We start from the raw sequence: 26,947 nt of genomic DNA, 5'->3' as shown, positions 1-26,947 counted from the left end.
CCCCGAACGCCCAGAGGGCCCCCGCCGGGTTCCGGCGGGGGCTCTCTGTCGGGTCGTCAGAGTTTGCGCAGCAGCGCCCGGCGGACCTTGTGGTCCGCCCCCTTCTGCAGGATCAGGGTGGCCCGGCCGCGGGTCGGCAGCACGTTCTCCAGCAGGTTGGGCTTGTTGATGGTGCGCCAGACCTGTCGGCCGTACTCCATCGCCTCCTCCTCCGGCACCTCGGTGAAGCGGAGGAAGTAGGAGTTCGGGTCCTGGAAGGCGGTCTGCCGCAGCTTGCGGAAGCGGTCCAGGTACCAGTGCTCGATGTCGTCGGTCCGGGCGTCGACGTAGATCGAGAAGTCGAAGTAGTCGGCCACCGCGAGGCGGGTGCGCCCGTCGCTGCCGGGCAGGGCCGGCTGGAGCACGTTCAGGCCCTCGACGATCAGGATGTCCGGGCGCTCCACGGTCAGCCGCTCGTCCGGCACGATGTCGTACACCAGGTGCGAGTAGACCGGCGCGCTGACGCGCTCCTTGCCCGCCTTCACGTCCGCCACGAAGCGCATCAGCGCCCGGCGGTCGTACGACTCGGGGAAGCCCTTGCGGGCCATCAGGCCGCGGCGGCGCAGCTCGGCGTTGGGCAGCAGGAAGCCGTCGGTGGTGACCAGTTCGACCCGGGGGTGCTCGGGCCAGCGGGCCAGCAGCGCCTGGAGGAGGCGCGCGGTGGTCGACTTGCCGACGGCGACGGAGCCGGCCACGCCGATGATGAACGGGGTCCGGGTGCGTTCGGTGTCCGGGGTGTCCAGGAAGGTGCCCAGGGTGCCGCGCAGTTCGTGCGTGGCATGGATGTACAGGTTCAGCAGCCGTGACAGCGGCAGGTAGATGTCGCGCACCTCGTCGAGGTCGAGAGCGGTGCCCAGACCGCGCAGCCGTTCCACCTCCTCGGCGGTCAGAGGCAGCGGCGTTCGCTCGCGCAGCGCGCTCCACTCGGCCCTGCTGAGGTCGACGTAGGGGGACGGCGACGGGCCGGGCGTGGTGTCGCCCCGCGTACAGAGTTCGGTCAGCACATGCTCCATTGTGAGCCGTAGCGGCGTTCACGGTGGTTGTGGTGTCGGTCACGCAGCGTTCTCGCAAGGCGGGAATACGGCCACAGAACCGCCCTTATGCTGGCACGCATGTGCGGAATTGTTGGATACGTGGGCGCGCAGTCCGCCCTCGACGTAGTAATCGCAGGCCTGCAGCGCCTGGAGTACCGGGGTTACGACTCGGCCGGTGTCGCGGTGCAGGTACAGGACTCCGACGGGCAGTGGAGCCTGTCCACCGACAAGCGGGCCGGAAAGCTCGCCAACCTCGAGAAGTCGCTCGCCGAGGCCCCTCTGCCCGGCAGCACCACCGGCATCGGCCACACCCGCTGGGCCACCCACGGCGGCCCGACGGACGCCAACGCCCACCCGCACCTGGACGACGACCTGCGGGTCGCCGTGGTGCACAACGGCATCATCGAGAACTTCGCCCAGCTGCGGGCCGAGATCGCCGAGCGCGGCCACACCCTCCGGTCCGAGACCGACACCGAGGTCGTCGCCCACCTGCTGGGCGAGTCGTACCAGGGCGACCTCGCCGAGGCCATGCGGGTGGTCTGCCGCCGGCTGGAGGGCGCCTTCACCCTGGTCGCCGTGCACGCCGACGCGCCGGACGTCGTCGTGGGTGCCCGCCGCAACTCGCCGCTGGTCGTCGGCCGCGGCGAGGGCGAGAACTTCCTCGCCTCGGACGTCGCCGCCTTCATCGCGCACACCCGCGAGGCGATCGAGCTGGGCCAGGACCAGGTCGTCGAGCTGCGCCGCAGCGGCGTGACCGTCACCAACTTCGACGGCACCCCCGCCGACGTGCGTGAGTACCACGTCGACTGGGACGCCTCCGCCGCCGAGAAGGGCGGCTACGACTACTTCATGCTCAAGGAGATCGCCGAGCAGCCGAAGGCCGTCGCCGACACCCTGCTCGGCCGGATCGGCACCGACGGCCGGCTCACCCTCGACGAGCTGCGGATCTCTGACGCCGACCTGCGGTCGGTCGACAAGGTCGTCATCGTTGCCTGCGGCACCGCCTTCCACGCCGGCATGATCGCCAAGTACGCGATCGAGCACTGGACCCGCATCCCCTGCGAGGTCGAGGTCGCCTCCGAGTTCCGCTACCGCGACCCGATCATGGGCCCGGGCACGCTGGTCATCGCCATCTCGCAGTCCGGCGAGACCATGGACACCCTGATGGCCCTGCGGCACGCCCGTGAGCAGGGCGCCAAGGTGCTGGCGATCTGCAACACCAACGGCTCCACCATCCCGCGCGAGTCGGACGCCGTGCTGTACACGCACGCCGGTCCGGAGGTCGCGGTCGCCTCCACCAAGGCGTTCCTGACCCAGCTGGTCGCCTGCTACCTGGTCGCCCTCTACCTGGGCCAGGTGCGCGGCACCAAGTGGGGCGACGAGATCTTCGCCGTCATCAAGGAGCTCGGCGACGCGCCGAAGCAGCTCGAGCAGGTGCTGGAGACCATGGAGCCGGTGCGCGAGCTGGCCCGCTCCCTGGCCGACGCCCGCTCGGTGCTGTTCCTCGGCCGCCACGTCGGCTTCCCGGTGGCCCTGGAGGGCGCGCTCAAGCTCAAGGAGCTGGCGTACATGCACGCCGAGGGCTTCGCGGCGGGCGAGCTCAAGCACGGCCCGATCGCGCTGATCGAGGAGGGGCTGCCGGTCGTGGTGGTCGTGCCCTCGCCGCGCGGGCGGTCGATCCTCCACGACAAGATCGTCTCCAACATCCAGGAGATCCGGGCCCGTGGCGCCCGCACGATCGTGATCGCCGAGGAGGGCGACGAGGCCGTCGTGCCGTACGCGGACCACCTGATCCGCATCCCGGTCACCCCGACCCTGCTCCAGCCGCTGGTCTCCACCGTCCCGCTCCAGGTCTTCGCCTGCGAGCTGGCCACGGCCAAGGGCCACGAGGTCGACCAGCCGCGCAACCTGGCGAAGTCGGTCACCGTCGAGTAGGCCCGTGCCCGCCGGTGACGGCGCCCCTACGGTGGCTGTGTCCTACCGCAGGGGCGCCGTCGTGCTTCCTGCGGGATAGCGTCGGCGGTAGCCGACCGCTGGAGGAGCGCCGTCATGCGTCATGCCCACCGTGTGGAAGCCGTCCGGGCCGCCGAGGCCGTGCTGATGGCGCGGCTGCCGGAGGGCACGCTGATGCAGCGGGCGGCCGTCGGGCTGGCGGCGACGTGCGCGCGGCTGCTGACGCGGCGTCGGGGACGGGTGTACGGCAGCCGGGTGGTGGTGCTGGCGGGCAGCGGGGACAACGGGGGTGACGCCCTGTACGCCGGAGCCGCGCTGGCCCGGCGCGGGGCGCGGGTGACGGCGGTGCTGCTCGCGCCGGAGCGGGCGCACCCGGGCGGGCTGGCCGCCCTGCGGGCGTCCGGCGGACGGGTGACGGCGGAGCGGGACGTCGGCCTGGCCGACTTCTCGCGCGCGGACCTGGTGCTGGACGGGATCGTCGGCATCGGCGGCCGGGGCGGGCTGCGCCCCGAGGCCCGGCCGTACACGGAGGCCGGGCGGCGCGGGGTGGTGGTCGCGGTGGACCTGCCCAGCGGGGTGGACGCCGACACCGGTGAGGTGCCGGGCGCGGCGCTGCGCGCGGACGTCACGGTCTGCTTCGGCACGTACAAGCCCGGGCTGCTGGTCGACCCGGGTGCCTCGTACGCGGGCGCCGTGCAACTGGTCGGCATCGGGCTGGAGCCGCCGGAACCGGACGTGACGGCCCTGCAGCACGCGGACGTGGCGGCGCTGCTGCCGCTGCCGGGCGCGGAGAGCGACAAGTACCGGCGCGGGGTGGTCGGGGTGGCGGCCGGCTCGGCGACCTACCCGGGGGCGGCGCTGCTGGCCGTCGCCGGGGCGCTGCGGGGCGGCGCGGGCGCCGTCCGGTACGTGGGCGCGGCGGCCGAGGAGGTGGTGCGGCGCTTCCCGGAGACGCTGGTCACCGAGGGCGGACCGGCCGGGGCCGGGCGGGTGCAGGCCTGGGTGGTCGGGCCGGGCGGCGGAGAGGGGGCGCGGCAGGCGCTGACCGAGGCACTGGCGAGCGACGTCCCGGTGTTGGTGGACGCGGACGGGCTGACCGAGCTGGGCCGGCTCGGCCCGGCCGCGCTGGCCGGCCGCACCGCGCCCACCCTGCTCACCCCGCACACCGGCGAGGCCGCCCGGCTGCTCGCGGGCGCCGACGGCACCCCGCCGCCGGCCGCCGACGACCTGGCCGCCGCCCGGCTGGCCACCGCCCGCCGGCTGGCGGCCGTCTACCGCGCGACCGTCCTGCTGAAGGGCTCCACCACGGTGGTCGCCGACCCGGGCGGCGCCGTCCGGGTGAACCCCACCGGCACCTCCTGGTTGGCCACCGCGGGCAGCGGCGACGTGCTGGCCGGGCTGGCGGGCTCGCTCCTCGCGGCGGGCCTGTCGCCGCTGGACGCCGCCTCGGTGGCCGCCTACCTGCACGGCCTGGCGGGCCGCGAGGCGGCGGGGGCGCCGGGCGCGCCCGTGACGGCCCTGGCGGTGGCCGAGGCACTGCCCGCGGTCTGGCGGGCGGTCCGGGAACGCTAGCGGTGCGGCGGGCGGCCGGGGAGAGCCGGCGGTGCGGCGGATCGCCTGGGCGAGTCGGCGGAGCGGAACCGAACGCTCCGCTGCCGGCGTCCGAGCAGGCGGTGACGAGCGGTTCACCGCAGGTCCGTGCGGTGGGTGAGGCCCGGTCGTCGGCCGCCGCGCCGATGGGCCGTTCGGCGAGGACTCCGGGACGTCTGGGAGACTGACCCTGATGACAACTGCGAACACGATCGGCACCGCCACCCTCACCGACGGCGTACGGGCCGAGGCGACCATCGATCTCGCCGCCCTGCGCGGCAACCTCGCCGCGCTGCGCGAGCGCGTCGGCAGCGCGGCGGTGATGCTCGCGGTCAAGGCGGACGCCTATGGCCACGGTGCGGTCGAGTGCGCCCGCGAAGCGGTCGCCAACGGGGTCGGCTGGCTCGGCTGCGCGACGCCCGAGGAGGCGCTGGCCCTGCGGGCCGCGGGCATCCGTCCGCAAGACGCCCGGATCCTGTGCTGGCTGTGGACACCCGGCGGGCCGTGGCGCGAGGCGCTCCGCGCGGACCTGGACATCTCGGTCAGCGGCCAGTGGGCGCTGGACGAACTGCTCCCGGCCGTCCGCGAGACCGGCATCCCGGCCCGCGTGCACCTGAAGGCCGACACCGGCCTCGGCCGCAACGGCTGCCAGCCGCACGACTGGCCGCGGCTGGTGGCCGCCGCCCGGCGCGCCGAGGCCGAGGGGCTGCTGACCGTGGTCGGCGTCTGGTCGCACTTCGCGGCCGCCGACGAGCCCGGCCACCCGTCGATCCAGGCCCAGCTGGACTCCTACCGCACCGCCCTGGCCGCGGCCGAGGCGGCCGGGCTGCGCCCCGAGGTGCGGCACCTGGCGAACTCGCCGGCCACCCTGCTGCTGCCCGAGTCGCACTTCGACCTGGTCCGCACCGGCCTGGCCGCGTACGGACTGTCGCCGGTGCCCGAGGTGGGCTCGCCGGCCGACTTCGGGCTGCGCCCGGTGATGGCGCTGGGTGCGCGGCTGGCGCTGGTCAAGGAGGTCCCCGGCGGGCACGGGGTCAGCTACGGCCACCACTACACGACGCCCGGCCCGACCACCCTGGGCCTGGTCCCGCTCGGCTACGGCGACGGCGTCCCCCGGCACGCCAGCGGCACCGGCCCGGTGCAGATCGGCGGCAAGTGGCGCACGGTGGCCGGCCGGGTGGCGATGGACCAGTTCGTCGTGGACCTGGGCGGGGACACCCCCCGGGTCGGCGACGAGGCGCTGCTGTTCGGCAACGGCGAGCGCGGCGAGCCCACCGCCGAGGACTGGGCCCGCGCCTGCGGGACCATCGCGTACGAGATCGTCACCCGGATCGGCGCCCGGGTACCCCGCCGCTACCTGGGCGGCAGCCACGCCGAGGACCCGTCGGCATGACCGAGACACCGACCGGGGACGGAGCGGTCGCGGCGGTCGCCAAGGCGGCCGGCGCGGCCTCCGGGGTGAGCCGGGCGGGCGTGATCGGGATCTCGGTCGGCGTGCTGGCGGCCGGCGCGGCCGCCGGGGTGGCGATCGAGCGGCTGACCGTCGGGCGGGCGATGCGCCGTCGGGCCCGGGTCGAGCTGGACGCGAGCGCCCCGTACGGCTCGCTGCGCGGGCGCCCGAGGACGGTGGCCGCGCCGGACGGCACCGAGCTGTACGTGGAACTGGACGGCGCCGGCTGGGACCTGCCGGACGGTGACATCCACTCGTCCGAGCCGCTGACCGTGGTGTTCTGCCACGGCTACTGCCTCAACCAGGACAGCTGGCACTTCCAGCGGGCCGCGCTGCGCGAGGGCATGCGGCTGGTCTTCTGGGACCAGCGCAGCCACGGCCGCTCCGAGCGCTCCCGCTCGTACCTGGCGGGCGAGCCGGCCGGCATCGACCAGCTGGGCGGCGACCTCAAGGCGGTGATCGACGCCGTCGCGCCGACCGGGCCGCTGGTGCTGGTGGGCCACTCGATGGGCGGCATGACCGTGATGGCGCTGGCCGACCAGCACCCCGAGCTGTTCCGGGAGCGGGTCGCCGGGGTCGCCCTGATCGGCACGCTCGCGGGCGACTGGAACCAGGTGAACCTCGGCCTGCCCAAGGCCGGCGCGAAGCTGTTCAAGAAGGTCGCGCCCGGGATGGTGAAGCTGCTGGGCCGCCAGGTCGACCTGGTGGAGGCCACCAGGCGGCTGGGCTCGGAGGTGACCGCCGTCTTCTACAGGAGGTTCTCCTTCGGGAGCCGGGACGTCGACCCCGGCGTGGTGCGCTTCGCCGAGCAGCTGCTGGACGCCACCGCGATCGACGTGGTCGCCGAGTTCTACCCGGTGTTCGGCGCGCACGAGAAGTACGAGGCGCTGGCCGCCCTGCGCGGCCTGCCGGCCCTGGTGCTGGCCGGGACGAAGGACCTGCTGACGCCCTCGGCGCACAGCGAGGCGATGGCCGAGCGGCTGCCGGGCGCCGAACTGGTCCTGGCCGACGGTGCAGGGCACCTGGTGATGCTGGAGCGCCCGGAGCTGGTCGACCGCGAGCTGGCACTGCTGCTGCGCCGGGCCACCGACTTCGCCGGGGCCGCGCCGCTGCCCGGGGCCGTCCTCGACCTGGCCCGCGGACCGGCCGCCGAGAGCGCTGCCGAGCCCGCTGCCGGGACCGCTGCCGGGACGGCCACCGAACCGGCCGTCGACCCCGCCTGACGCCCCGTCCCGGCACCCGCCCGCCGCACCCGGGGGCGGCGATGTGGCACGGTAGCGGTGGCGGCCGGTGGTCGGTGCGCCGGTACGGACCGAAGGGCAAGACACGCGCATGGGCTCGCACGCCACTCTCACCGTCCCCACCCCGGAGCGGATGGGCCGGCTCGGCCGGGAGCTGGCCGCGCTGCTGCGGCCGGGGGACCTGGTGCTGCTCTCCGGCGAGCTGGGAGCGGGGAAGACCACGCTGACCCGGGGCCTGGGGGAGGGGCTGCAGGTCCGCGGGGCGGTGACCTCGCCGACCTTCGTGATCGCCCGGGTGCACCCCTCGCTGGTGGGCGGCCCGGCCCTGGTGCACGTGGACGCGTACCGGCTGGGCGGGGACCTGGACGAGATGGAGGACCTCGACCTGGACGTCTCGCTGCCGGAGTCGGTGGTCGTGGTCGAGTGGGGCGAGGGCAAGGTCGAGCGACTGTCCGAGGACCGGCTGGAGGTCCGGATCGAACGCGCCCTGGGCGACACCGCCGACGGGGACGACCAGGACCCGCGCCGGGTCCTGCTGACCGGCATCGGCCCGCGCTGGGCGGACGTGGAGCTCGCGAAGCTGGCCGGACAGGAGTAGCCCGCCGGACCGGAGCGGCGGCGGGTCGCGACATCTTGCCGACAGGCTGTCGGCAAGATGTTGCGGGCGGAGTACCGCGCGTGGTGGGATGGGTGCTGCGGTTAGGTCTGCCTAACTAGGGAGGCGCCATGTCGAGCACCACCCCCGCCCCGGAACGCGCCGTCCGCGCCGCCGGGGCCGGAGAGTCCGCCCGCTGCGCTCCGGGGGAGCCGATGCGGGCACTGCTGGCCGCCTGCGCGGCCGCCGAGGCGGTGTCCACCCCGCCCGAGCCGGAGCCGAGACAGGCCGAGGAGCCCGAGGCGAAGACGCCCCGGGCCGCGTGAGATCCGCCTGCGCGTGAGGTCGGCCTGCGCGTGCGGCGCCCTCAGGCGACCACGACCACCTTGGTGTCCTTCGGCGCGAAGTCCCAGAGCAGCTGCCCCTCGGCGCGGCCGCTGCGGATACCGCCGGTCTTGGCCTTCGGGTCGGCGGTCGGGGTCGCGCCGTCCACCGCCGCGCTGAAGCCGAACACCACGCCGGCCTGCTGCGCGAAGCGCACCACGTGCTCGATCTGCCGGCCGTCCGTCCCGGTGGTCGTCGCCGTGCGGCTGTACACCGCGTAGCTGCCAGGAGCCGGCTCGACCGTGCCCGGAACGACCTGGAAGGCGGCCGCGACCTGCGGGATCTTCTTCGGGTCGACCAGCCAGACGTAGTGGCTGCTCACTGAGTAGACCACCCGCGTGCCGGTGCCCGAGGTGGCCGGCAGCGGCGGGACGGTCGGGGTGGCCGAGGCGCTCGGCGCCGCGGCGGTGGCCGTGCCGGCCGCCGTGGTGGTGGCGGCCGAGGGCTTGGGAGCGCCCGCCCGGTCCTGGGCGCCGTTGGCCTGGAAGGCCAGCAGGCTCACCACCGCCAGGGCCCCCAGGGTCAGCCCCGTGACCACCACTCCAGGACCCATCTTCGCCACGTGCCGCTCCCGCTGCCGTCTTTTTACGTACCGCCTTATCGTGCCAGGTCCGTCCGTCGGGGTCGCAGCGCCTCGGATGTGTGTTCCCGGTCGGTACACCTTGCCGATCGGCCGGTCGGCCCAACGTCGGTCTAACCTTGACCCGTGCTGCTGCTCGCGTTCGACACCGCTACCCCCGCCGTCACCGCCGCCGTCCACGACGGCACCGCCGTCCTGGCCGAGGCCCACCAGGTCGACGCCCGACGCCACGGCGAACTGCTGCTGCCCGCGATCGACCGGGTGTTGAGGTCGGCCGGGGTGGACAAGCACCGGCTGACCGGCATCGCGGTCGGCGTCGGCCCGGGCCCGTACACCGGCCTGCGGGTCGGCCTGGTGACCGCCGCCGCGCTCGGCCACGCCCTCGGGCTGCCGGTGCACGGCGTCTGCACCCTGGACGCGATCGCCTTCCAGGCCCGGACCGAGGTCGAGGGCCTGAGCGGGGAGCCGTTCACGGTGGCCACTGACGCGCGCCGCAAGGAGGTCTACTGGGCCTCGTACGACGCCGAGGGCCGCCGCACCGAGGGCCCCGGCGTGGACCGCCCGGCCGAGCTGCCCCCGCAGCACCGCTCCGTCGGCGCCGGCGCGCTGCTGTACCCCGACGCCTTCCCGGGCGCGCACGGCCCCGAGCACGTGTCGGCCGGAGCCCTGGCCGGCTTCGCCGCCGCCGAGCTGGCCGCCGGGCGCGAGCTGCTGCCGAACGTCCCGCTGTACCTGCGCCGTCCGGACGCCCAGGTGCCGGCGGGCTACAAGGCGGTGCTCCCGGCGTGAACCACGGCACCACCCTGCGCCCGATGCGCTGGTGGGACATCGCGCCGGTGATGGAACTGGAGCTGCGGCTCTTCCCCGAGGACGCCTGGTCCACCGGGATGTTCTGGTCCGAGCTGGCCGAGGCCCACGCCGGCGGCACCCGCCACTACACCGTCGCCACCGCCGCCGACGGCGCGATCGTCGGCTACGCCGGGCTGATGGCGATCGCCGGCGAGGGAGACGTCCAGACCATCGCCGTCGACGACCGCCACCAGGGCGGCGGCCTCGGCACGGCGCTGCTCACCGACCTGATCCGGGAGTCCGCCCGGCGCGGCTGCGCCGAGCTGCTGCTGGAGGTGCGGGTGGACAACCCGCGCGCCCAGCGGCTGTACGAGCGCCACGGCTTCGAACCGGTGGGCATCCGGCGCGGCTACTACCAGCCCGCCAACGTCGACGCGCTGGTGATGCGCCTCGACCACCCGAGCCCTGACCGCACTGACCGCACCGACAGCACCGACCCGAAGGACATTGAGGACACCCCCCATGGCTGACGAACCGCTCGTCCTCGGCATCGAGACCTCCTGCGACGAGACCGGCGTCGGCATCGTGCGCGGCACCACGCTGCTGGCCGACGCGGTCGCCTCCAGCGTCAACGACCACGCCCGCTTCGGCGGCGTCGTCCCGGAGATCGCCAGCCGCGCCCACCTGGAGGCGATGGTCCCGACCATCCAGCGCGCCCTGGACACCGCCGGGGTCAAGGCGAGCGACCTGGACGGCATCGCGGTCACCGCCGGCCCCGGCCTGGCCGGCGCGCTGCTGGTCGGCGTCAGCGCTGCGAAGGCGTACGCCTGGGCGCTGGACAAGCCGCTGTACGGGGTCAACCACCTCGCCTCGCACATCTGCGTCGACCAGCTGGAGCACGGCCGGCTGCCCTCGCCGACGATGGCCCTGCTGGTCTCCGGCGGGCACTCCTCGCTGCTGCTCAGCGAGGACATCACCAGCGACGTCCGCCCGCTCGGCGCGACCATCGACGACGCGGCCGGCGAGGCCTTCGACAAGGTCGCCCGGGTGCTCGGCCTGGGCTTCCCCGGCGGCCCGGTGGTCGACCGGACGGCCCGCGAGGGCGACCCCAAGGCGATCGCCTTCCCGCGCGGCCTGTCCGGCCGGAACGACCCCGCGTACGACTTCTCCTTCTCCGGCCTGAAGACCGCCGTCGCCCGCTGGGTGGAGGCCAAGCGCCGGGCCGGCGAGGAGGTGCCGATCGCCGACGTGGCGGCGTCCTTCCAGGAAGCCGTCACCGACGTGCTCACCCGCAAGGCCGTCAAGGCGTGCAAGGACAACGGCGTCGACCACCTGATGATCGGCGGCGGTGTGGCGGCCAACTCGCGGCTGCGCGAGATGGCCCAGCAGCGCTGCGACCGGGCCGGCATCCGGCTGCGGGTGCCCCGGCCGGGCCTGTGCACCGACAACGGCGCGATGGTCGCGGCGCTCGGCGCCGAGATGGTGTGGCGTGACCGCGCGCCGTCCGCCTTCGACCTGTCGGCCGACTCCTCGCTGCCGGTGACCGAGGTCCACGTCCCGGCTGCCGGCCTCGGGCACGAGGACGTCCACGGCCGGGCCTACGACGCCCTCGGCGGCGGCGCCTGATGACCGTCGCCGCGATGTGGGAGGCCCGGGCGGCCGACGGCCGCGCGGCCGAACTCGCCGCCTGGGTACGGGAATCGGCGCTGCCCGCGCTGCGCGGTACGGCCGGTCTGGAGCGCCTCGAACTGTTCTCCGCCCCGGGCGAGAGGGTGCTGCTGATCACCTGGTGGAGCGGCGAGCCGGCGCCGGTCGCCGACCCGCCGGCCGTGCTGCTCGGCCGCCCGGTGCACCGCTGGTCCTTCACCAGCGAGCACGTCGAATAGTCCTGTGCGGGGAACCACGGGCCCGCCGCTACCGTGCATAGCTGAGAGAAAGCTGGACGGAAGCCGGGAGCGCGGTGCGGTGAGCAGGAACGGGCGGAGCAGGACCAGGACCAGGACCTACGCGGCGGGAGCGCTGGCCCTGCTGGCCTTCGCCACCGCGTGCGGTGACAACGGAGGCGGCGGCGCCCCGGCCGCCACCACGGCGCCGCCGGCCGCGCCCCGGCCGACCGGAGCCGCCCCGGCCGGCGGGGGCGCCTCCCCGGGCGCCACCACCGGGGCGGTCGCCGGCGCGGCGGCCTGGGCGAAGTGGAACCTCACCCCGCTCGCGCCCGCCCCGGCGGCGCCCGCCGACAAGCCCGTCAAGCTCGAACGGACCGGCCCGGTGCCGGTGTTCAGCGACGTGAAGACGACCGACAAGGTGGTCTTCATCACCATCGACGACGGCGCCGAGAAGGACCCGAAGTTCGTCGAGATGCTGACCGACCTCAAGGTGCCGATCTCGATGTTCCTGACCAAGGACATCGTCAAGAACGACTACGGCTACTTCAAGCCGCTCCAGGCGCTGGGCAACCACATCCAGAACCACACCGTCACCCACCCGGTGATGAGCAAGCTGTCGCCGGACAAGCAGAAGTCCGAGATCTGCGACGACCAGGCCGCGCTCACCCAGCAGTACGGCACCGCCCCGCTGCTGTTCCGCCCGCCGTTCGGCGACGGCGCCAACACCCCGACGCTCAACACCTCGGTGCAGGAGTGCGGCCCGCGCGCGATCGTGCTGTGGCGCGAATCGATGCAGATCCACGACATGCAGTACCAGGCCGGGGACAAGAAGCTGAAGCCCGGCGACATCATCCTGGCGCACTTCCGCGGCCCCAAGGAGCTCAAGGGCGCCACGATGACCCAGATGTTCGGCGACCTGCTGGCCCGGATCCAGGAGCAGGGCTTCGCGGTGGCCCGGCTGGAGGACTACATCCAGGCCCCCGCCTCGTAGTCCGCGTAGGCCCCGTAGGGCCCCGTAGGCCGCTACGACGCGCGGACCGGCTGCCCCAGCATCATCAGCGGGCCGTGGTCGGTCCGGCTGAGGATCACCGTGACGGTGTTCGGGCCGGAGGGCTTGAGCTGGCGGTGCAGCTCCTCCGGGGTGATCGCCATCCCGCGCTTCTTGATCACCACCGTGCCGACCCCGCGCTCGCGCAGCAGCGCCTTCAGCTTCTTGATGTGGAAGGGCAGCACGTCGGTGAGCTCGAAGGCGTGCGCGTACGGGGTGGCGACCAGCTCGTCCGAGGTCAGGTAGGCGATCTTCGGGTCGATCAGCCGGCCGCCGACCTGCTCGGCGACCTCGGCCACCAGGTGCGCCCGGATCACCGCGCCGTCCGGCTCGTACAGGTAGCGCCCCACCGGGCCGGCCGGCGGGTCGGGCAGGTCGCCGCCGGTCAGGACGGCGCCCTGCGGCAGCAGGGTGGCGCGGTGCGGGTGGGCGGCCTTGGTGCCGAACCAGAGCACCGCCTCCTTGACGTCGCCGTGGTCGGACACCCACTCGGCCTCGGCGTCCGCCGGGACGGCCTCGTGCGGGATGCCCGGCGCGACCTTCAGCGCCCCGATCGGGGCCCGCCGGCCGGCCGCGATCGCCCAGGAGAGCGGCGGGGCGTACGCCTCCGGGTCGAACACCCGGCCGCGCGAGGTCCGCCGGGCGGGGTCGGTGAACACCGCGTCGTAGCCGGCCACGTCCACGTCGGCGACGTCCGCGCAGCGCACCTCGACCAGCTCGGCCAGGCCCAGCGCGGCGGCGTTCGCGGCGGTGGCGGCACAGGCCGCCGGGTCCTTGTCGACGGCCAGCACCTCGATGCCCGCCCGGGCCAGCGCCAGCACGTCCCCGCCGATGCCGCAGCACAGGTCCGCCAGCCGCCGCACGCCCAGCTCGGCGAACCGCCGCGCCCGCCACTCGGCGACGCTGCGCCGGGTGGACTGCTCGACCCCGTTGGGCGTGAAGTACATCAGGTCGGCGTCCGCCCCGAACTTCGCCCGCGCCCGCTGCCGCAGCCGCGCCTGCCCGAAGGCCGCCGACACCAGCTCCGCCGGGTGCTCGCGCCGCAGCCGGGTGGCCAGCGCCAGCTCCTCCTCGGGGGTGAACTCGCGCAACTCGGCGAGCAGGGCCTGGCCCTCGGGCGTCAGCAGCGGCTGGAGGTTCTCGGTGTCCACGGGGCCATTCTCGCGGGTCACAGGCCGGGGTAGTCCGCCATCGCCCAGCCCGGCACAAGGAAGGGCGCCACGGCGGCGGCGGCCGGCAGGACCGCGTACCCGGCACGCCGGGTACGGAAGGCGACGGACAGGGGCACTCCGAGGCCGGCGGCCACGCCGATGAGCAGCCCGACGGGGACGATCACGTCCGCCGCGTCCGTGGCGGCGAAGCCGAGCCGGAGGGTCAGCCAGAACGCGACGAGCGGGATCACCGCGAGCACCGGCAGGAGAACCGCGGAGAGCAGGATGTCGTCGGTGCGGGACGGTCCTACGCGTACCGGGGTATCGGTCATGGCACGAGTGCGTCGAGCGGTCGGCCGGGCGCACATGAGTACGAGTACTCATCCGTCATTCCCGGACCTCACGGGCGCGTCGTTGGCACTCTGGTTGACTGAGTGCTAACACAGGCCTATGGTCGTCCTTGGCACTCCCCACCGGGGGAGTGCTAATGCGAGAACGTGTGTCTGACCCCCGCGACGGCAGACCCGCAGGCTCGCCCTACCCGTTAGAAAACCCCGTAATCTCCGAAGGGGAGCTCGGACGTGACCACCAGCAGCAAGGTTGCCATCAAGCCGCTCGAGGACCGCATTGTGGTCCAGCCGCTCGACGCCGAGACCACCACGGCCTCCGGCCTGGTTATCCCGGACACCGCCAAGGAGAAGCCCCAGGAGGGCGTCGTCCTGGCCGTCGGCCCGGGCCGCTTCGAGGACGGCCAGCGTCTGCCGCTCGACGTCGCCGTGGGTGACATCGTCCTGTACTCGAAGTACGGCGGCACCGAGGTGAAGTACCAGGGCGAGGAGTACCTGGTGCTCTCCGCTCGCGACGTTCTCGCCATCATCGAGAAGTAAGTCGTCCCCGACCCGCCCCGGATCCGTGTCCTTCGTGACAGTGGCCCGGGGCGTGGTTGTTGGTTCACGTAGTTCGGCGGCCGGGCCGGCCGCAGCCCCGAGGGAATAGGGAACATGGCGAAGATCCTGCAGTTCGACGAGGACGCCCGCCGCTCGCTGGAGCGCGGTGTCAACAAGCTGGCCGACACCGTCAAGGTGACCATCGGCCCCAAGGGCCGCAACGTCGTCATCGACAAGAAGTTCGGCGCCCCGACCATCACCAACGACGGTGTCACCATCGCCCGCGAGGTCGAGCTGGACGACCCGTACGAGAACCTTGGCGCGCAGCTCGTCAAGGAGGTCGCCACCAAGACCAACGACGTCGCGGGTGACGGCACCACCACCGCCACCGTGCTGGCCCAGGCCCTGGTCAACGAGGGTCTGCGCAACGTCGCCGCCGGTGCCGGCCCCGCCGCCCTGAAGAAGGGCATCGACAAGGCCGTCGCCGCCGTCTCCGAGCACCTGCTCTCCATCGCCCGCGAGATCGAGGGCAAGGACGACGTCGCCGCCGTCGCGTCCCTCTCCGCGCAGGACACCCAGGTCGGCGAGCTGATCGCCGAGGCGATCGACAAGGTCGGCAAGGACGGTGTCATCACCGTCGAGGAGTCGAACACCTTCGGCGTGGAGCTGGACTTCACCGAGGGCATGCAGTTCGACAAGGGCTACCTGTCGCCGTACTTCGTCACCGACGCGGAGCGGCAGGAGGCGGTCCTGGAGGACCCGTACATCCTGATCAACCAGGGCAAGATCTCCTCCATCCAGGAGCTGCTGCCGCTGCTGGAGAAGATCCTGCAGGGCGGTGCCACCAAGCCGCTGCTGATCATCGCCGAGGACGTCGACGGCGAGGCGCTGTCGACCCTGGTCGTGAACAAGATCCGTGGCACCTTCAACGCCGTCGCCGTCAAGGCCCCGGGCTTCGGCGACCGCCGCAAGGCGATCCTCGGCGACCTGGCCACCCTGACCGGCGGCACGGTCATCTCCGAGGAGGTCGGCCTCAAGCTCGACCAGGTCGGCCTGGACGTGCTGGGCACCGCCCGCCGCGTGACCATCACCAAGGACGAGACCACCGTCGTCGACGGTGCCGGTGACACCGAGGCCGTGGCCGGCCGCGTCGCCCAGATCAAGGGTGAGATCGCCGCCACCGACTCCGACTGGGACCGCGAGAAGCTGCAGGAGCGCCTGGCCAAGCTGGCCGGCGGCGTCTGCGTCATCAAGGTCGGCGCCGCCACCGAGGTGGAGCTGAAGGAGCGCAAGCACCGCCTGGAGGACGCCATCTCGGCGACCCGTGCCGCGGTCGAGGAGGGCATCGTCGCCGGCGGTGGCGCCTCCCTGGTCCACGCCGCCAAGGTGCTGGACGGTGGCCTGGGCCTGTCGGGTGACGAGGCGACCGGTGTCGCGGTCGTCCGCAAGGCGCTGCACGAGCCGCTGCGCTGGATCGCCCAGAACGCCGGCCTCGAGGGCTACGTCATCACCCACAAGGTCGCCGAGCTGGAGACCGGCCACGGCTACAACGCGGCCACCGGCGAGTACGGCGACCTGCTGAAGGCCGGCGTCATCGACCCGGTCAAGGTCACCCGCTCCGCCCTGGAGAACGCCGCCTCGATCGCCTCCCTGCTGCTCACCACCGAGACCCTCGTGGTGGAGAAGAAGGAGGAGGAGGCCGACAACGGTCACGGCCACTCCCACGGTCACGGCCACTCGCACTGAGGTCCGAACCACTGACCGGAGGCCCGGTCCGCACCCCGCGAGGGGTGTCGGGCCGGGCCTGCGGCTGTTACTCGCCCGCTCGCCTCCGGGGCGCTCTGACCCGGTGCCGACGGTCGGCGCTCCCTCGCTCGTGCCTCGCTCCCTCGCTTCTCCCTTTCGGCACCGGCGCGCCCCTTCGGCTCGGGGCGGTTACTCGCCCGCTCGCCCGTGACGCCGCTCGGGGCGGCGCGGCGTGAGGCTTCAATCATCAGTAGAATTTTGCAGAACGCAAAGATTGCCTTATAACTAAGGCATGATCGAGGCCCGCCATCTGCGCGTCCTGCGTGCCGTCGCCCGCACCGGCTCCTTCTCCGCCGCCGCCCGTGAGCTGGGGTGTACGCAGCCTGCCATCAGTCAGCAGATGAAGGCCCTGGAGAAGTCCGTGGACACCCCGCTGGTGGTCCGCTCGGGCCGCGGGATGCAGCTCAGCGAGGCCGGGCGGGTCCTGCTCAAGCATGCCACCGGGATCCTGGCGGGGCTCTCCGCCGCCGAGGAGGAGGTGGCCGCGATCGCCGGACTGCGGGCCGGCCGGGTGCGACTGGTCTCCTTCCCGACCGCGAGTTCCACCCTGGTGCCGCCCGCCGTAGCCCGGCTGCGGGACGGCCATCCGGGGGTGCGCGTGTCGCTGGTCGAGGCGGAGCCGCCGGAGTCGCTGGCGATGCTGCGCGGCGGCGAGTGCGAGATCGCGCTGGCCTTCCGCTACCCGCAGTCCGACGGCGCGGCCGCGCTGCCGGTGTCCGCGCACAGCACCCCCCGCGAGGCGCGGGCCGAGGCCAACCTGGAGGCCCAGCAGCTGTCGGCCGGGACCGACTGGTCCGATCTGGTGGTCACCCCGCTGCTGGACGACCCGCTGGTGGGCCTGCTGCCCGCCGCCCACCCGCTGGCCGGGCGGGGCGGGCCGGTGGAGCTGGCCGAGCTGGCGGGGGAGCAGTGGATCGCCGGCTGCCCGCAGTGCCGGGGGCACCTGGTGGAGCTCTGCGCGGGGGCCGGATTCGAGCCCCGGATCGACTTCGCGACGGACGACTACCCGGCGGTGGTCGGCCTGGTGGCGGCCGGGCTGGGGGTGGCGGTGCTGCCCCGGCTGGCCCTGCAGTCGGTGCGCCCTGACGGCGTGTCGACGGTGCCGGTGCGGACGGCTTCGGGGGCGCCGGCGGTTCGCCGGGTGGTCGCGCTGACCCTGCCGGACCTGGCCGAGGTGCCGGCTGTGGCCTTGATGCTGGAGCGGCTGGCCGAGGCGGCGGGCGCCCGCTGACGGTGGGTGACGGAACTCCCGTAGGTCCCGTACCGACTGTGAGCGGGCTGAGGCGCCGCGAAGAAACGTTTCTTCACGGCGCGTCGTGGAGGCGGGTCTAGCGCTGCGCGACCGCCGGCGGGGCCAGTGGGACCTCCACCAGCCGGTGCCGCGAGCGTCCCAGCATCTCCTCGCGCTCGTCCTCGGTCATCCCGCCCCAGACGCCGTACGGTTCGCGGACCGCCAGCGCGTGCGCCGCGCATTCGGCGATCACCGGGCAGCGCATGCAGACCTCCTTGGCGCTGGCCTCGCGCGAACTGCGCGCGGCCCCGCGCTCGCCCTCCGGGTGGAAGAAGAGCGAGCTGTCCACGCCACGGCAGGCTGCGGAGAGCTGCCAGTCCCAGAGGTCCGCATTGGGACCGGGGAGGCGGGAGAAATCTGCCATGGCTCATTCCCTTCAGAGGCCGTCGGCCGCAGGCCGGGAACTCGGCGGGCTGCTGCCGAGCGGTACGGCGGGGCTTCGATGCACTGGTGTGGACACCTGGAAATATGACTTAAGGCGACTCCATGGACAAGTCACCCACACACTGGCACAACAGTCAATGACCATACGAAAGCTATAAAAACGGGCAAAGTGGGCAAGGGCCTTCGGCGGGCGCGGGCGTGGCAATTGGGTGGCCAACGGGCGCGCGACGCACCGAATCGGTGTGCGGGTCGCACGCCCACCGCGCGCGAGCTGCGGAAAAGTGCGGCGTGTGCACCGCGATGCGGCTGATCGGTAACGAGTCGGCCACGTACAGTGGTGGAGATGGCCCTGAAGGCCGTAACTCATTCGAGTGACGGTCGTTGGAAGTGCGGAGGCGGTTAGCGGGCGTCGGACATCGGGAACGATCGCGGGCAAGTTGGGGCGATCAGCACGGAGTCTGCCGCCGATCGGCCGTGTCGGAGAGGTTCGTACCAGCCAGGAGGCTCAACGTGACGCGGATCAGCTGCGGAGGACGACAGTCATGACTTCCGTTCTCGTTTGCGACGATTCCCCGCTCGCCCGCGAGGCGCTTCGCCGCGCGGTCGCGACCGTACCCGGTGTGGACCGGGTCACCACCGCGACGAACGGGGAGGAGGTCCTCCGCCGCTGGGTGGCCGACCGCTCCGATCTCGTTCTGATGGACGTCCGGATGCCCGGCCTCGGCGGGGTCGAGACGGTCCGGCGACTGCTGTCCGCCGACCCGGGCGCGCGGATCATCATGCTCACCGTCGCCGAGGACCTCGACGGTGTCGCGCTCGCGGTGGCCGCGGGCGCCCGCGGGTACCTGCACAAGGACGCCTCGCGCGCCGAGCTGCGGGCCACCGTCACCCAGGCCCTCGCCGACCCGACCTGGCGGCTCGCCCCGCGCCGGCTGCGCAGCCCCGACATGGGTGCCGCGCCGACCTTGACGGCGCGTGAGATCCAGGTGCTGGAGGGCATGAGCCACGGCCGCAGCAACGCCGAGATCGGGCGCGAGCTGTTCCTGTCCGAGGACACCGTCAAGACGCACGCCCGACGGCTGTTCAAGAAGCTCGGGGCCTCCGACCGCGCGCACGCGGTGGCGCTGGGTTTCCGCTGGGGCCTGGTCCGCTGACCACCGGCGGCGCCGCCGGGTGCGGCGCGCCACCGGTGATCCCCGGGGCGGATGCCGCACGGGCGTGTGACGTTACGGTCCCGAGGTTGCACCATGGAGGAGTGGAGCACCTCGGGGACCAGCGGACAGGCACTGTGGCGAACCACGCAGCCGCAGGACACTCGGCGGACGGCGCGACGGACGGAACCACCGACGGCGGGGCGGGAGGCGGCACGGTGCAGGAGGGGCCGGTGGTGCGCGGCACGCCCTACGGTGCCGCAGCGCATAACGTTCCGGTGCACAACTCCGGACGCGGTGCCGCGTTTTCCCGCTCGACCAGGCACCATGGACCGATGCGCGACGACGTCGCCGGTGCGTCCGGCCAGGCGGACCCGGTGGAGGCCGAGCCCTCCGGCCCGGGTCACGATCCGTCGTACGCCGATTCCGACGGCCCGGGCGGTTCCGGTGCCGACGTCGGACTACGCCGCCCGCCGGTGCTCGGTACGGGCAGCTCGCCGCTGGTGGGCGAGCTGGTCGCGGCCGCCGTGCGCGGCGAGGGGCCGGCGATCGACGCCCTGCTCGCCTATGTCCACCCGCTGGCGCTGCGGTACTGCCGCGCCAGGCTGGTCCGGCTGCCCGGCGGGGCCCGGCACCACGTGGACGACGTCGCGCAGGAGGTCTGCGTCGCCGTGCTCTGCGCGCTGCCCCGGTACAAGGACCAGGGGCGGCCGTTCGAGGCCTTCGTGTACGGCATCGCCGCCCACAAGATCGCCGATCTGCAGCGGGCCGCGATGCGCGGGCCCGGTTCGACCGTCGTCCCGCAGGACGACCTGCCGGAGGTGCCGGACGAGGCGCTCGGCCCGGAGGAGCAGGCGCTGCTGAGCAGCGACGCGGCCTGGGCGAAGGAGCTGCTGTCCAACCTTCCGGCCCGTCAGCGCGAGCTGGTGCTGCTGCGGGTGGCCGCCGGGCTGTCGGCGGAGGAGACCGGCGAGGTGCTCGGCATGTCGCCGGGGGCCGTCCGGGTGGCCCAGCACCGGGCGCTCAGCCGGCTGCGGGCGCTCGCGGAGGAGTCCTCCTGACCTCGGCCGTTCTCGCCGGCTGGCCACTGGGGGTAGCTGTCGGCTGGGGCTGTCGGCTGGGGTTGGGGCAAGCAACGGGGCGGGGTTGTTGTCAAGGGCACACGAGGACACATTCGCGGTGCCAGTACCATGGGGTATCGGCGCCTGGGCGGGTTGCCAAAGTTTCACGGGTGCGCGCGGGGTCCCCTTGGAGGATCCTCCCATTGCACCCGGCTTCGGCGGTCTGCGCGAGTGAGCGATGAATGCGCCCCCACCCTCAGGGCGTGAGCGGATAAGGCCGGCCACGGAAGGTACCCCCCAAATGTCTTACAACGCCGCAGGCGTACCCGAGAAGTTCGCCATGCTCGGGCTCACGTTCGATGACGTCCTGCTGCTGCCCGGGGCCTCCGAGGTGCTGCCGAACCAGGTGGACACGTCCTCGCGGGTCTCCCGGAACGTCCGCGTCAACATCCCGCTGCTCTCCGCGGCGATGGACAAGGTCACCGAGGCGCGGATGGCCATCGCGATGGCGCGCCAGGGCGGCGTCGGCGTGCTGCACCGCAACCTGTCGGTCGAGGACCAGGCCAACCAGGTCGACCTGGTGAAGCGCTCCGAGTCCGGCATGGTCACCGACCCGATCACGGTCGGCCCGGACACCACGCTGGCCGAGGCCGACGCGCTGTGCGCCAAGTTCCGCATCTCCGGCGTGCCGATCGCCGACGAGGCGGGCAAGCTGCTCGGCATCGTCACCAACCGCGACATGGCCTTCGAGTCCGACCGCAGCCGCCAGGTCCGCGAGATCATGACCCCGATGCCGCTGATCACCGGCAAGGTCGGCATCTCCGGCGTCGACGCGATGGCACTGCTGCGCCGCCACAAGATCGAGAAGCTGCCGCTGGTCGACGACGAGGGCCGGATCAAGGGCCTGATCACCGTCAAGGACTTCGTCAAGGCCGAGCAGTACCCGAACGCCGCCAAGGACGCCGAGGGTCGGCTGCTGGTCGGCGCGGCCGTCGGCGCCAGCGCCGAGGCGTTCGACCGGGCCCAGGCCCTGGTCGAGGCCGGCGTGGACTTCCTCGTGGTGGACACCTCGCACGGCCACAGCCACAACGCGCTGGCCTGGATCGCGAAGATCAAGTCGGCCGTCGGGGTCGACGTGGTCGGCGGCAACGTCGCCACCCGCGACGGCGCCCAGGCGCTGATCGACGCCGGCGTGGACGGCGTCAAGGTCGGCGTCGGCCCCGGCTCCATCTGCACCACCCGCGTGGTCGCCGGCATCGGCGTCCCGCAGATCACCGCCATCTACGAGGCCGCGCTGGCCTGCCGGGCGGCCGGCGTGCCGGTCATCGGCGACGGTGGCCTGCAGTACTCCGGCGACATCGGCAAGGCGCTGGCCGCCGGTGCCGACACCGTCATGCTCGGCTCGCTGCTGGCCGGCTGCGAGGAGTCCCCGGGCGAGCTGCTGTTCATCAACGGCAAGCAGTTCAAGTCCTACCGCGGCATGGGCTCGCTGGGCGCCATGCAGTCCCGCGGCCAGGGCCGCTCCTACTCCAAGGACCGCTACTTCCAGGCCGAGGTGGCCTCGGACGACAAGCTCGTCCCCGAGGGCATCGAAGGCCAGGTGCAGTACCGCGGCCCGCTGTCGGCCGTCCTGCACCAGCTGGTCGGCGGTCTGCGCCAGACCATGGGCTACGTCGGCGCCGGCACCATCGCCGAGATGGAGAGCAAGGGCCGCTTCGTCCGGATCACCTCGGCGGGCCTCAAGGAGAGCCACCCGCACGACATCCAGATGACCGTCGAGGCGCCGAACTACTCGACCCGCTGACCGGTCCGTACGGCACGAACCACCGAGGGCCCGCCGCTGCACCGCAGCGGCGGGCCCTCGCCCGTCCGGGGAACGGGCCGTCGGGGCGGGGCCGCCGGTAGTACGGGATACTGGGTGCGGCCGGGGTGACCCGGCGGGCATGAGCAACACAGCAGAAGGGCTCGAAGTGACTGAGATCGAGATCGGGCGAGGCAAGCGCGGCCGCCGGGCGTACGCCTTCGACGACATCGCCGTCGTCCCCAGCCGCCGTACCCGGGACCCGAAGGAGGTCTCGATCGCCTGGCAGATCGACGCCTACCGCTTCGAGCTGCCGTTCCTGGCAGCCCCCATGGACAGTGTGGTCTCGCCGCAGCAGGCCATCGCCATCGGCCGCCTCGGCGGCCTGGGCGTGCTGAACCTCGAGGGCCTCTGGACCCGCTACGAGGACCCGCAGCCGCTGCTGGACGAGATCGCCTCGATCACCGACGCGTCCACCGCGACCCGCCGGCTGCAGGAGGTCTACGCCGCGCCCATCCGCGCCGAGCTGATCAAGCAGCGGATCCAGGAGGTCCGCGACTCCGGCGTGGTCACCGCCGCCGCGCTCTCGCCGCAGCGCACCGCCGAGTTCTCCAAGGCCGTGGTGGACGCCGGCGTCGACGTCTTCGTCATCCGCGGCACCACCGTCTCGGCCGAGCACGTCTCCAGCGGCGCCGAGCCGCTCAACCTCAAGCAGTTCATCTACGAGCTGGACGTCCCGGTGATCGTCGGCGGCTGCGCCACGTACACCGCGGCCCTGCACCTGATGCGGACCGGCGCGGCCGGCGTGCTGGTCGGCTTCGGTGGTGGTGCCGCCCACACCACCCGCAACGTGCTCGGCATCCAGGTGCCGATGGCCACCGCCGTCGCCGACGTGGCCGCCGCCCGCCGCGACTACATGGACGAGTCCGGCGGCCGCTACGTGCACGTGATCGCGGACGGCGGCGTCGGCTACAGCGGCGACATCCCGAAGGCCGTCGCCTGCGGCGCCGACGCCGTGATGATCGGTGCCGCGCTGGCCCGCGCCACCGACGCCCCGGGCAAGGGCTTCCACTGGGGCATGGAGGCCGTCCACGAGGAGCTGCCGCGCGGCAAGCGGGTGGACCTCGGCACGGTCGGCACCACCGAGGAGATCCTCACCGGTCCGTCGCACACCCCGGACGGCACCATGAACCTGTTCGGTGCGCTGCGCCGCGCGATGGCCACCACCGGCTACACGGAGCTCAAGGAGTTCCAGCGGGTCGAGGTGACGGTCACCCCGGCGCTCGACCGCTGAGTCGCGTCCCGACGAAGGCCCCCGCCGACTCCCTGGGTTCCAGGAGTCGGGCGGGGGCCTTCGGGCTGTCCGGGGGCCGGGGGGCGGCTGTCGTCCGTGGGGGTCAGCCGCGGTCGGCGGTGCGGCGGGTGAGGAGGAAGCCGCCGACGAGGGCGATGGCGTAGAAGGCGGCGTCGAGCGGGCGGAGGTCGGCACGCCAGGTCGTCAGGGTGTCGTACAGGAGCCCTCGCGGGCCGGGGCCGTCGGCGTGCACCCGGCGGAGGTGTTCGGTCAGCTGGCCGAGGAGGAGCGCGCCGGCCGCGAGGAGGGCGCCGAGCGGCGGGAGCAGCCGGTTCCGGCCACCGAGCAGGCCGAGCGGGAGGGCGACCAGGCCGGCCGGGGCGATGGCCAGCCAGCCGAGGCTGTCCGCGGCCCGCAGCGGGGCGCAGCCGTAGGCCAGGCCGCCGAGCAGCATGGCGAGGACGGCGAGGGCGACGGCCAGGGCGGTGCGGCGGCGGGGGGTGGTCCGGGGCGCGGGGGTGACCGGGTCGTAACCGGTCACCGGGGCGCCGGGCATGCCGGGCGCCACGTAGCCGTCGGGGGAGGTCGGAGGGGGTGCGACCGAGTAGTGCTGGGCGGTGCGCGGCCGGGCCGAGGGGCCGTCAGTGCCCGGTGCGGGTGCGGTCATGGGCGTCGAATCCCCCCGGAAAAGACGATGAGCTGCCGAACGGTAGCAGTGAATCGAACGGATCTTGGCGAGTTTTCGATCACAGATCGGGCACGGAGCGCCGCACCCGTTCCGGTTCGTCCCAGCTTGGAGCGGGGGGCGGGTGGTCCTGGGCCCCCGGGACAGGGGATGATGGAGGCTTGGGCGTTCGGGCCCGGCCGGTCCGACGCGCCGTCACCACGACCGCCAGCAGCACATGGGGGAACGTTCCGAATGACCCAGGCGAAGGGTTCCACCGGCCGCCTCCTGGCCGGCCGCTACCGCCTGAACGGCGTGCTCGGACGCGGCGGCATGGGCACTGTCTGGCGCGCCGAGGACGAGATGCTCGGCCGGACCGTCGCGGTCAAGGAACTGCGGATGAACGCCAGCGTCGAGGAGGAGGAGAAGCACCGGCTGATCGTCCGGACGCTGCGCGAGGCCAAGGCGACCGCCCGGATCCGGCACACCTCCGCGGTCACCGTCTTCGACGTGGTCGACGAGGACGACCGGCCGTGGATCGTCATGGAGCTGGTCGAGTCCCGCTCGCTGGCCGACGTCATCCGCGAGGACGGGCCGCTCGCGCCCGGCCGGGCCGCCGAGATCGCGCTCGACGTGCTGGGCGTGCTGATCGCCGCGCACGCGCTGGGCATCCTGCACCGGGACGTGAAGCCCTCCAACGTGCTGATCGGCGAGGACGGCCGGGTCGTGCTGACCGACTTCGGCATCGCCAGCGTGGAGGGCGACGCCTCGGTCACCTCCACCGGCATGCTGGTCGGCGCGCCCTCGTACATATCCCCGGAGCGGGCCCGCGGGCAGAAGCCCGGGCCGCCGGCCGACCTGTGGTCGCTGGGCGGCACGTTGTACGCGATGGTCGAGGGGCGGCCGCCGTACGACCGCGGCTCGGCACTGGCCACGCTGACCGCGGTGATGACCGAGGACCTGGTCACGCCGGTGAACGCCGGGGCGCTGCGGCCGGTGATCGAGGGGCTGCTGGAGAAGGACCCGGCCGATCGGCTGGACGCCTCGCAGACCCGGTCGATGCTCAAGCGGGTGGTCGCGGACGCGACCGTGAGGGCCGAGTCGACCACCGAGCACGCGGTGCCGATGGGGAAGCCGGCCGCCGCGGCGGAGTCGAAGGCCGAGTCCGAGTCGAAGCCGCCGGCGGAGGCGAAGCCGCAGTCGGAGCCGGAGCCGAAGAGGCCCGAGGACGGCCGGAAGCGGACCGTGGGCGGGCTGCTGGGGACGGTCCGGGTGGGCAGCCGGGCCCGGGACGAGGAGCCGCCCGCCGCCGCCGTGGCGGAGCCCGTCACGGCGGCGGCGGAGCCGGTGCCCGAGCCGATCCGGCCGGTGACCAGCGAGTGGACCTTGGGCGCGACGCAGGCCGCCGGGGCGAACCCGCGCACCGGCCGGCGACGGCTGGCCATCGCCACCGTGGTCGTGGTGCTGCTGCTGATCGCGGGAGTGGTCGCGGTGGTCCAGGCCCTCGGTGGCGGCACCGGCGACACGAAGGGCGCGGCCACCCACAGCGCGGGCGCCACCACGCCGGGGGCGGCGACCACGGACGCCACGCCGAGCGCCACACCGCCCGCGCCGGAGCCGGCGCCCGCCGGCACCGCCCCCGGGACGCCGGGCACGGACGCCACCACGCCCGCCGCTCCCGTGCCCGCGCAGCCCGCCACCACGCCTGGCGCCACCACGCCCGCGGCTCCCGTGCAGCCCCCGGTGCCCGCCCAGACCCCGGCGCAGCCCGCACCGGGCGGCGCGGTGCCGGCCGGGTACCACGAGTACAAGGACCCGAGCGGCTTCTCGGTCGTGCTGCCGGACTGGCTGCAGCCGAGCAGCTCGGACGCCAACCGGAGGATCTTCAAGAACGCGGCCGACGGCAGCCAGCTGCGGATCGAGTGGACGACCTCGCCGGGCGCCAGCGCCGTCGCCGACTGGCAGGAGTCCGAGCCCGGCCTGCGCGGCCAGGTCAGCAACTACCAGCGGCTGAACCTGTCCGCGATCTCCTACCGGCAGTGGACCAACGCCGCGGACTGGGAGTGGACCAGCGGCACGCCCAAGACGCACTCGCTCAACCGCGGCTTCGTGACCGGGACTCCGGCCAAGTACGGCTACTCGATCTACTGGATCGTCCCGGACGCGGAGTGGTCCGCGCAGGCCCCGGTCCGGGATGTCGTCTTCGGCAGTTTCCAGCCCGCGCCGTAGCCAGCGCTGGGCCCACGGGGGACGGGTTCAGCGGGGACGGGTTCAGCCGATCAGGCGCTGCTTGGCCCGGGTGAACTCGTCCTCGGTGAGCGCCCCGGAGGCGTGCAGGGCGGCCAACCGCTCCAGCCGGCCGACGAGTTGCTCGCCCTCGCCGAGCGCGGCAGGGTCCGTCGGTGCGGCGGCGGCGGCGGGCGCGGCCGGCGGGGCGGTGCGGGCGAGCCGGGCGGACTCCCGTACCTGCTCGGCGAAGACGTCGGCCTTGACCACGTCCTCGAAGCGGTGCGAGCCGGTCAGCGCGACGACCGTCAGCACCTCGCCGTTGAGCTTGGTGCGGGTCACGGTGGCGTCGGTGACGGCGGTGAGCGGAACCGGTACCGGCGGCTTCCCGTCTTTCAGGAAGAGCAGCCGATGGGTGGTCAGCACGAGCATCCCCTTGCGGAAGTGGTCGGGGTGGCGCCCGGCGGTGGAGGCGACCGGCTTCTCGCCGTCGATGACCGTCCCCTCGACCGTGCGGACGGCCTCCGCCCGGTTCGCCTGGTTGTTGTTTCCCGTCACCTTGAAGGCGGTGTCGATCAGATCGGTCCAGTCCATGGGACCGAGCGTAAAGGAGCCGCTCAGTAGGCTGCTCGGTGAGCGAGA

General features: G+C 73.5%; 26 protein-coding genes. 19 read left to right on the top strand and 7 right to left on the bottom strand.

Going from position 1 to position 26,947, the window contains the following annotated elements; all coding sequences use genetic code 11:
• Positions 1-56 precede the first annotated feature (56 nt).
• Complete coding sequence (coaA, locus tag ACZ51D_RS14255) at positions 57-1,052, bottom strand: type I pantothenate kinase (protein WP_360495053.1); 996 nt, start codon at positions 1,050-1,052, stop codon at positions 57-59.
• A 99-nt stretch (positions 1,053-1,151) separates the two neighbouring features.
• On the opposite strand from coaA, the gene glmS reads away from it, so the two are divergent.
• From glmS to ACZ51D_RS14225, 6 genes are all read left to right on the top strand, one after another.
• Positions 1,152-3,008: a glutamine--fructose-6-phosphate transaminase (isomerizing) gene (glmS, locus tag ACZ51D_RS14250; RefSeq protein WP_360495056.1), complete on the top strand. Its 1,857-nt coding sequence runs from the start codon at positions 1,152-1,154 to the stop codon at positions 3,006-3,008.
• A 114-nt stretch (positions 3,009-3,122) separates the two neighbouring features.
• Complete coding sequence (locus ACZ51D_RS14245; protein ID WP_465616189.1) at positions 3,123-4,598, top strand: NAD(P)H-hydrate dehydratase; 1,476 nt, start codon at positions 3,123-3,125, stop codon at positions 4,596-4,598.
• 211 nt (positions 4,599-4,809) lie between these two features.
• A complete protein-coding gene (alr, locus tag ACZ51D_RS14240) occupies positions 4,810-6,009 on the top strand; it encodes an alanine racemase (RefSeq protein WP_465662430.1) in 1,200 nt (399 codons plus the stop codon).
• Positions 6,006-7,289: an alpha/beta fold hydrolase gene (locus tag ACZ51D_RS14235; RefSeq protein ID WP_465616193.1), complete on the top strand. Its 1,284-nt coding sequence runs from the start codon at positions 6,006-6,008 to the stop codon at positions 7,287-7,289. Before alr ends, ACZ51D_RS14235 begins: the two co-directional genes overlap by 4 nt.
• A 109-nt stretch (positions 7,290-7,398) precedes the next feature.
• Positions 7,399-7,905: a tRNA (adenosine(37)-N6)-threonylcarbamoyltransferase complex ATPase subunit type 1 TsaE gene (gene tsaE, locus ACZ51D_RS14230; protein ID WP_465616195.1), complete on the top strand. Its 507-nt coding sequence runs from the start codon at positions 7,399-7,401 to the stop codon at positions 7,903-7,905.
• A 128-nt stretch (positions 7,906-8,033) separates the two neighbouring features.
• The gene (locus tag ACZ51D_RS14225) at positions 8,034-8,228 is read left to right on the top strand and encodes a hypothetical protein (protein ID WP_465616197.1); all 195 of its coding nucleotides are present in this window, start codon (positions 8,034-8,036) and stop codon (positions 8,226-8,228) included.
• A gap of 41 nt (positions 8,229-8,269) precedes the next feature.
• Here ACZ51D_RS14225 and ACZ51D_RS14220 read toward each other — a convergent pair whose 3' ends face one another.
• Positions 8,270-8,839, bottom strand: a complete 570-nt coding sequence (locus ACZ51D_RS14220) for a hypothetical protein (RefSeq protein WP_360495408.1) — start codon at positions 8,837-8,839, stop codon at positions 8,270-8,272.
• Positions 8,840-8,992: 153 nt separating this feature from the next.
• Here ACZ51D_RS14220 and tsaB point away from each other — a divergent pair, with 153 nt between their 5' ends.
• The 5 genes from tsaB (at position 8,993) to ACZ51D_RS14195 (ending at position 12,532) form a co-directional block, all read left to right on the top strand.
• Positions 8,993-9,655, top strand: coding sequence for a tRNA (adenosine(37)-N6)-threonylcarbamoyltransferase complex dimerization subunit type 1 TsaB (tsaB, locus tag ACZ51D_RS14215; protein ID WP_465616199.1), 663 nt, complete (start codon positions 8,993-8,995; stop codon positions 9,653-9,655).
• Between the two features lie 23 nt (positions 9,656-9,678).
• The gene (gene rimI / locus ACZ51D_RS14210; protein WP_465616371.1) at positions 9,679-10,185 is read left to right on the top strand and encodes a ribosomal protein S18-alanine N-acetyltransferase; all 507 of its coding nucleotides are present in this window, start codon (positions 9,679-9,681) and stop codon (positions 10,183-10,185) included.
• Positions 10,178-11,281 (top strand): tRNA (adenosine(37)-N6)-threonylcarbamoyltransferase complex transferase subunit TsaD, encoded by a 1,104-nt coding sequence (gene tsaD, locus ACZ51D_RS14205; protein WP_465616201.1) that lies wholly within the window; start codon positions 10,178-10,180, stop codon positions 11,279-11,281. The genes rimI and tsaD overlap by 8 nt, the downstream gene beginning before the upstream one ends.
• Positions 11,281-11,541: a hypothetical protein gene (locus tag ACZ51D_RS14200; protein ID WP_465616203.1), complete on the top strand. Its 261-nt coding sequence runs from the start codon at positions 11,281-11,283 to the stop codon at positions 11,539-11,541. Before tsaD ends, ACZ51D_RS14200 begins: the two co-directional genes overlap by 1 nt.
• Positions 11,542-11,620: 79 nt before the next feature.
• Positions 11,621-12,532: a polysaccharide deacetylase family protein gene (locus ACZ51D_RS14195; protein ID WP_465662429.1), complete on the top strand. Its 912-nt coding sequence runs from the start codon at positions 11,621-11,623 to the stop codon at positions 12,530-12,532.
• Positions 12,533-12,564: 32 nt separating this feature from the next.
• On the opposite strand, the gene ACZ51D_RS14190 is transcribed toward ACZ51D_RS14195, so the two are convergent.
• Together ACZ51D_RS14190 and ACZ51D_RS14185 are read right to left on the bottom strand one after the other, a co-directional pair.
• Positions 12,565-13,740, bottom strand: a complete 1,176-nt coding sequence (locus ACZ51D_RS14190) for a THUMP-like domain-containing protein (RefSeq protein ID WP_465662427.1) — start codon at positions 13,738-13,740, stop codon at positions 12,565-12,567.
• Between the two features lie 17 nt (positions 13,741-13,757).
• Positions 13,758-14,072 carry a hypothetical protein gene (locus ACZ51D_RS14185; RefSeq protein ID WP_465662425.1) on the bottom strand — a complete coding sequence of 105 codons (315 nt, stop codon included), beginning with the start codon at positions 14,070-14,072 and terminating at the stop codon, positions 13,758-13,760.
• A 249-nt stretch (positions 14,073-14,321) separates the two neighbouring features.
• On the opposite strand from ACZ51D_RS14185, the gene groES reads away from it, so the two are divergent.
• The 3 genes from groES (at position 14,322) to ACZ51D_RS14170 (ending at position 17,664) form a co-directional block, all read left to right on the top strand.
• On the top strand, positions 14,322-14,627 hold the full coding sequence (gene groES / locus ACZ51D_RS14180; RefSeq protein WP_014136232.1) for a co-chaperone GroES: 306 nt from the start codon (positions 14,322-14,324) through the stop codon (positions 14,625-14,627).
• 114 nt (positions 14,628-14,741) lie between these two features.
• Positions 14,742-16,373 (top strand): chaperonin GroEL, encoded by a 1,632-nt coding sequence (gene groL, locus ACZ51D_RS14175; RefSeq protein ID WP_360495088.1) that lies wholly within the window; start codon positions 14,742-14,744, stop codon positions 16,371-16,373.
• A 292-nt stretch (positions 16,374-16,665) separates the two neighbouring features.
• On the top strand, positions 16,666-17,664 hold the full coding sequence (locus ACZ51D_RS14170; protein ID WP_465662423.1) for a LysR family transcriptional regulator: 999 nt from the start codon (positions 16,666-16,668) through the stop codon (positions 17,662-17,664).
• Positions 17,665-17,761: 97 nt separating this feature from the next.
• On the opposite strand, the gene ACZ51D_RS14165 is transcribed toward ACZ51D_RS14170, so the two are convergent.
• On the bottom strand, positions 17,762-18,088 hold the full coding sequence (locus ACZ51D_RS14165) for a WhiB family transcriptional regulator (RefSeq protein ID WP_049654358.1): 327 nt from the start codon (positions 18,086-18,088) through the stop codon (positions 17,762-17,764).
• Between the two features lie 562 nt (positions 18,089-18,650).
• On the opposite strand from ACZ51D_RS14165, the gene ACZ51D_RS14160 reads away from it, so the two are divergent.
• The 4 genes from ACZ51D_RS14160 to ACZ51D_RS14145 all read left to right on the top strand — a co-directional run bounded on the left by ACZ51D_RS14160 (position 18,651) and on the right by ACZ51D_RS14145 (position 23,415).
• On the top strand, positions 18,651-19,262 hold the full coding sequence (locus tag ACZ51D_RS14160) for a response regulator transcription factor (RefSeq protein ID WP_014136228.1): 612 nt from the start codon (positions 18,651-18,653) through the stop codon (positions 19,260-19,262).
• Positions 19,263-19,594: 332 nt separating this feature from the next.
• Complete coding sequence (locus tag ACZ51D_RS14155; protein WP_465616211.1) at positions 19,595-20,320, top strand: sigma-70 family RNA polymerase sigma factor; 726 nt, start codon at positions 19,595-19,597, stop codon at positions 20,318-20,320.
• A gap of 301 nt (positions 20,321-20,621) precedes the next feature.
• The gene (gene guaB, locus ACZ51D_RS14150; protein ID WP_360495096.1) at positions 20,622-22,124 is read left to right on the top strand and encodes an IMP dehydrogenase; all 1,503 of its coding nucleotides are present in this window, start codon (positions 20,622-20,624) and stop codon (positions 22,122-22,124) included.
• Between the two features lie 166 nt (positions 22,125-22,290).
• Positions 22,291-23,415: a GuaB3 family IMP dehydrogenase-related protein gene (locus ACZ51D_RS14145; RefSeq protein WP_360495099.1), complete on the top strand. Its 1,125-nt coding sequence runs from the start codon at positions 22,291-22,293 to the stop codon at positions 23,413-23,415.
• Positions 23,416-23,518: 103 nt separating this feature from the next.
• Here the strand turns inward: ACZ51D_RS14145 and ACZ51D_RS14140 are convergent, their stop codons facing one another.
• Positions 23,519-24,082: a hypothetical protein gene (locus tag ACZ51D_RS14140; protein ID WP_465616213.1), complete on the bottom strand. Its 564-nt coding sequence runs from the start codon at positions 24,080-24,082 to the stop codon at positions 23,519-23,521.
• Positions 24,083-24,334: 252 nt separating this feature from the next.
• Between ACZ51D_RS14140 and ACZ51D_RS14135 the strand changes: the two genes are divergently transcribed.
• The gene (locus tag ACZ51D_RS14135; protein ID WP_465662421.1) at positions 24,335-26,308 is read left to right on the top strand and encodes a serine/threonine-protein kinase; all 1,974 of its coding nucleotides are present in this window, start codon (positions 24,335-24,337) and stop codon (positions 26,306-26,308) included.
• Positions 26,309-26,350: 42 nt separating this feature from the next.
• Here the strand turns inward: ACZ51D_RS14135 and ACZ51D_RS14130 are convergent, their stop codons facing one another.
• Positions 26,351-26,899, bottom strand: a complete 549-nt coding sequence (locus ACZ51D_RS14130; protein ID WP_465662419.1) for an SHOCT domain-containing protein — start codon at positions 26,897-26,899, stop codon at positions 26,351-26,353.
• Between the last annotated feature and the right edge of the window lie 48 nt (positions 26,900-26,947).

It is taken from the genome of Kitasatospora sp. NPDC033851 (genome assembly GCF_055576085.1).
Note: the sequence above shows the minus strand (reverse complement) of the source record. Positions and strands in the feature narration are given on the sequence as shown.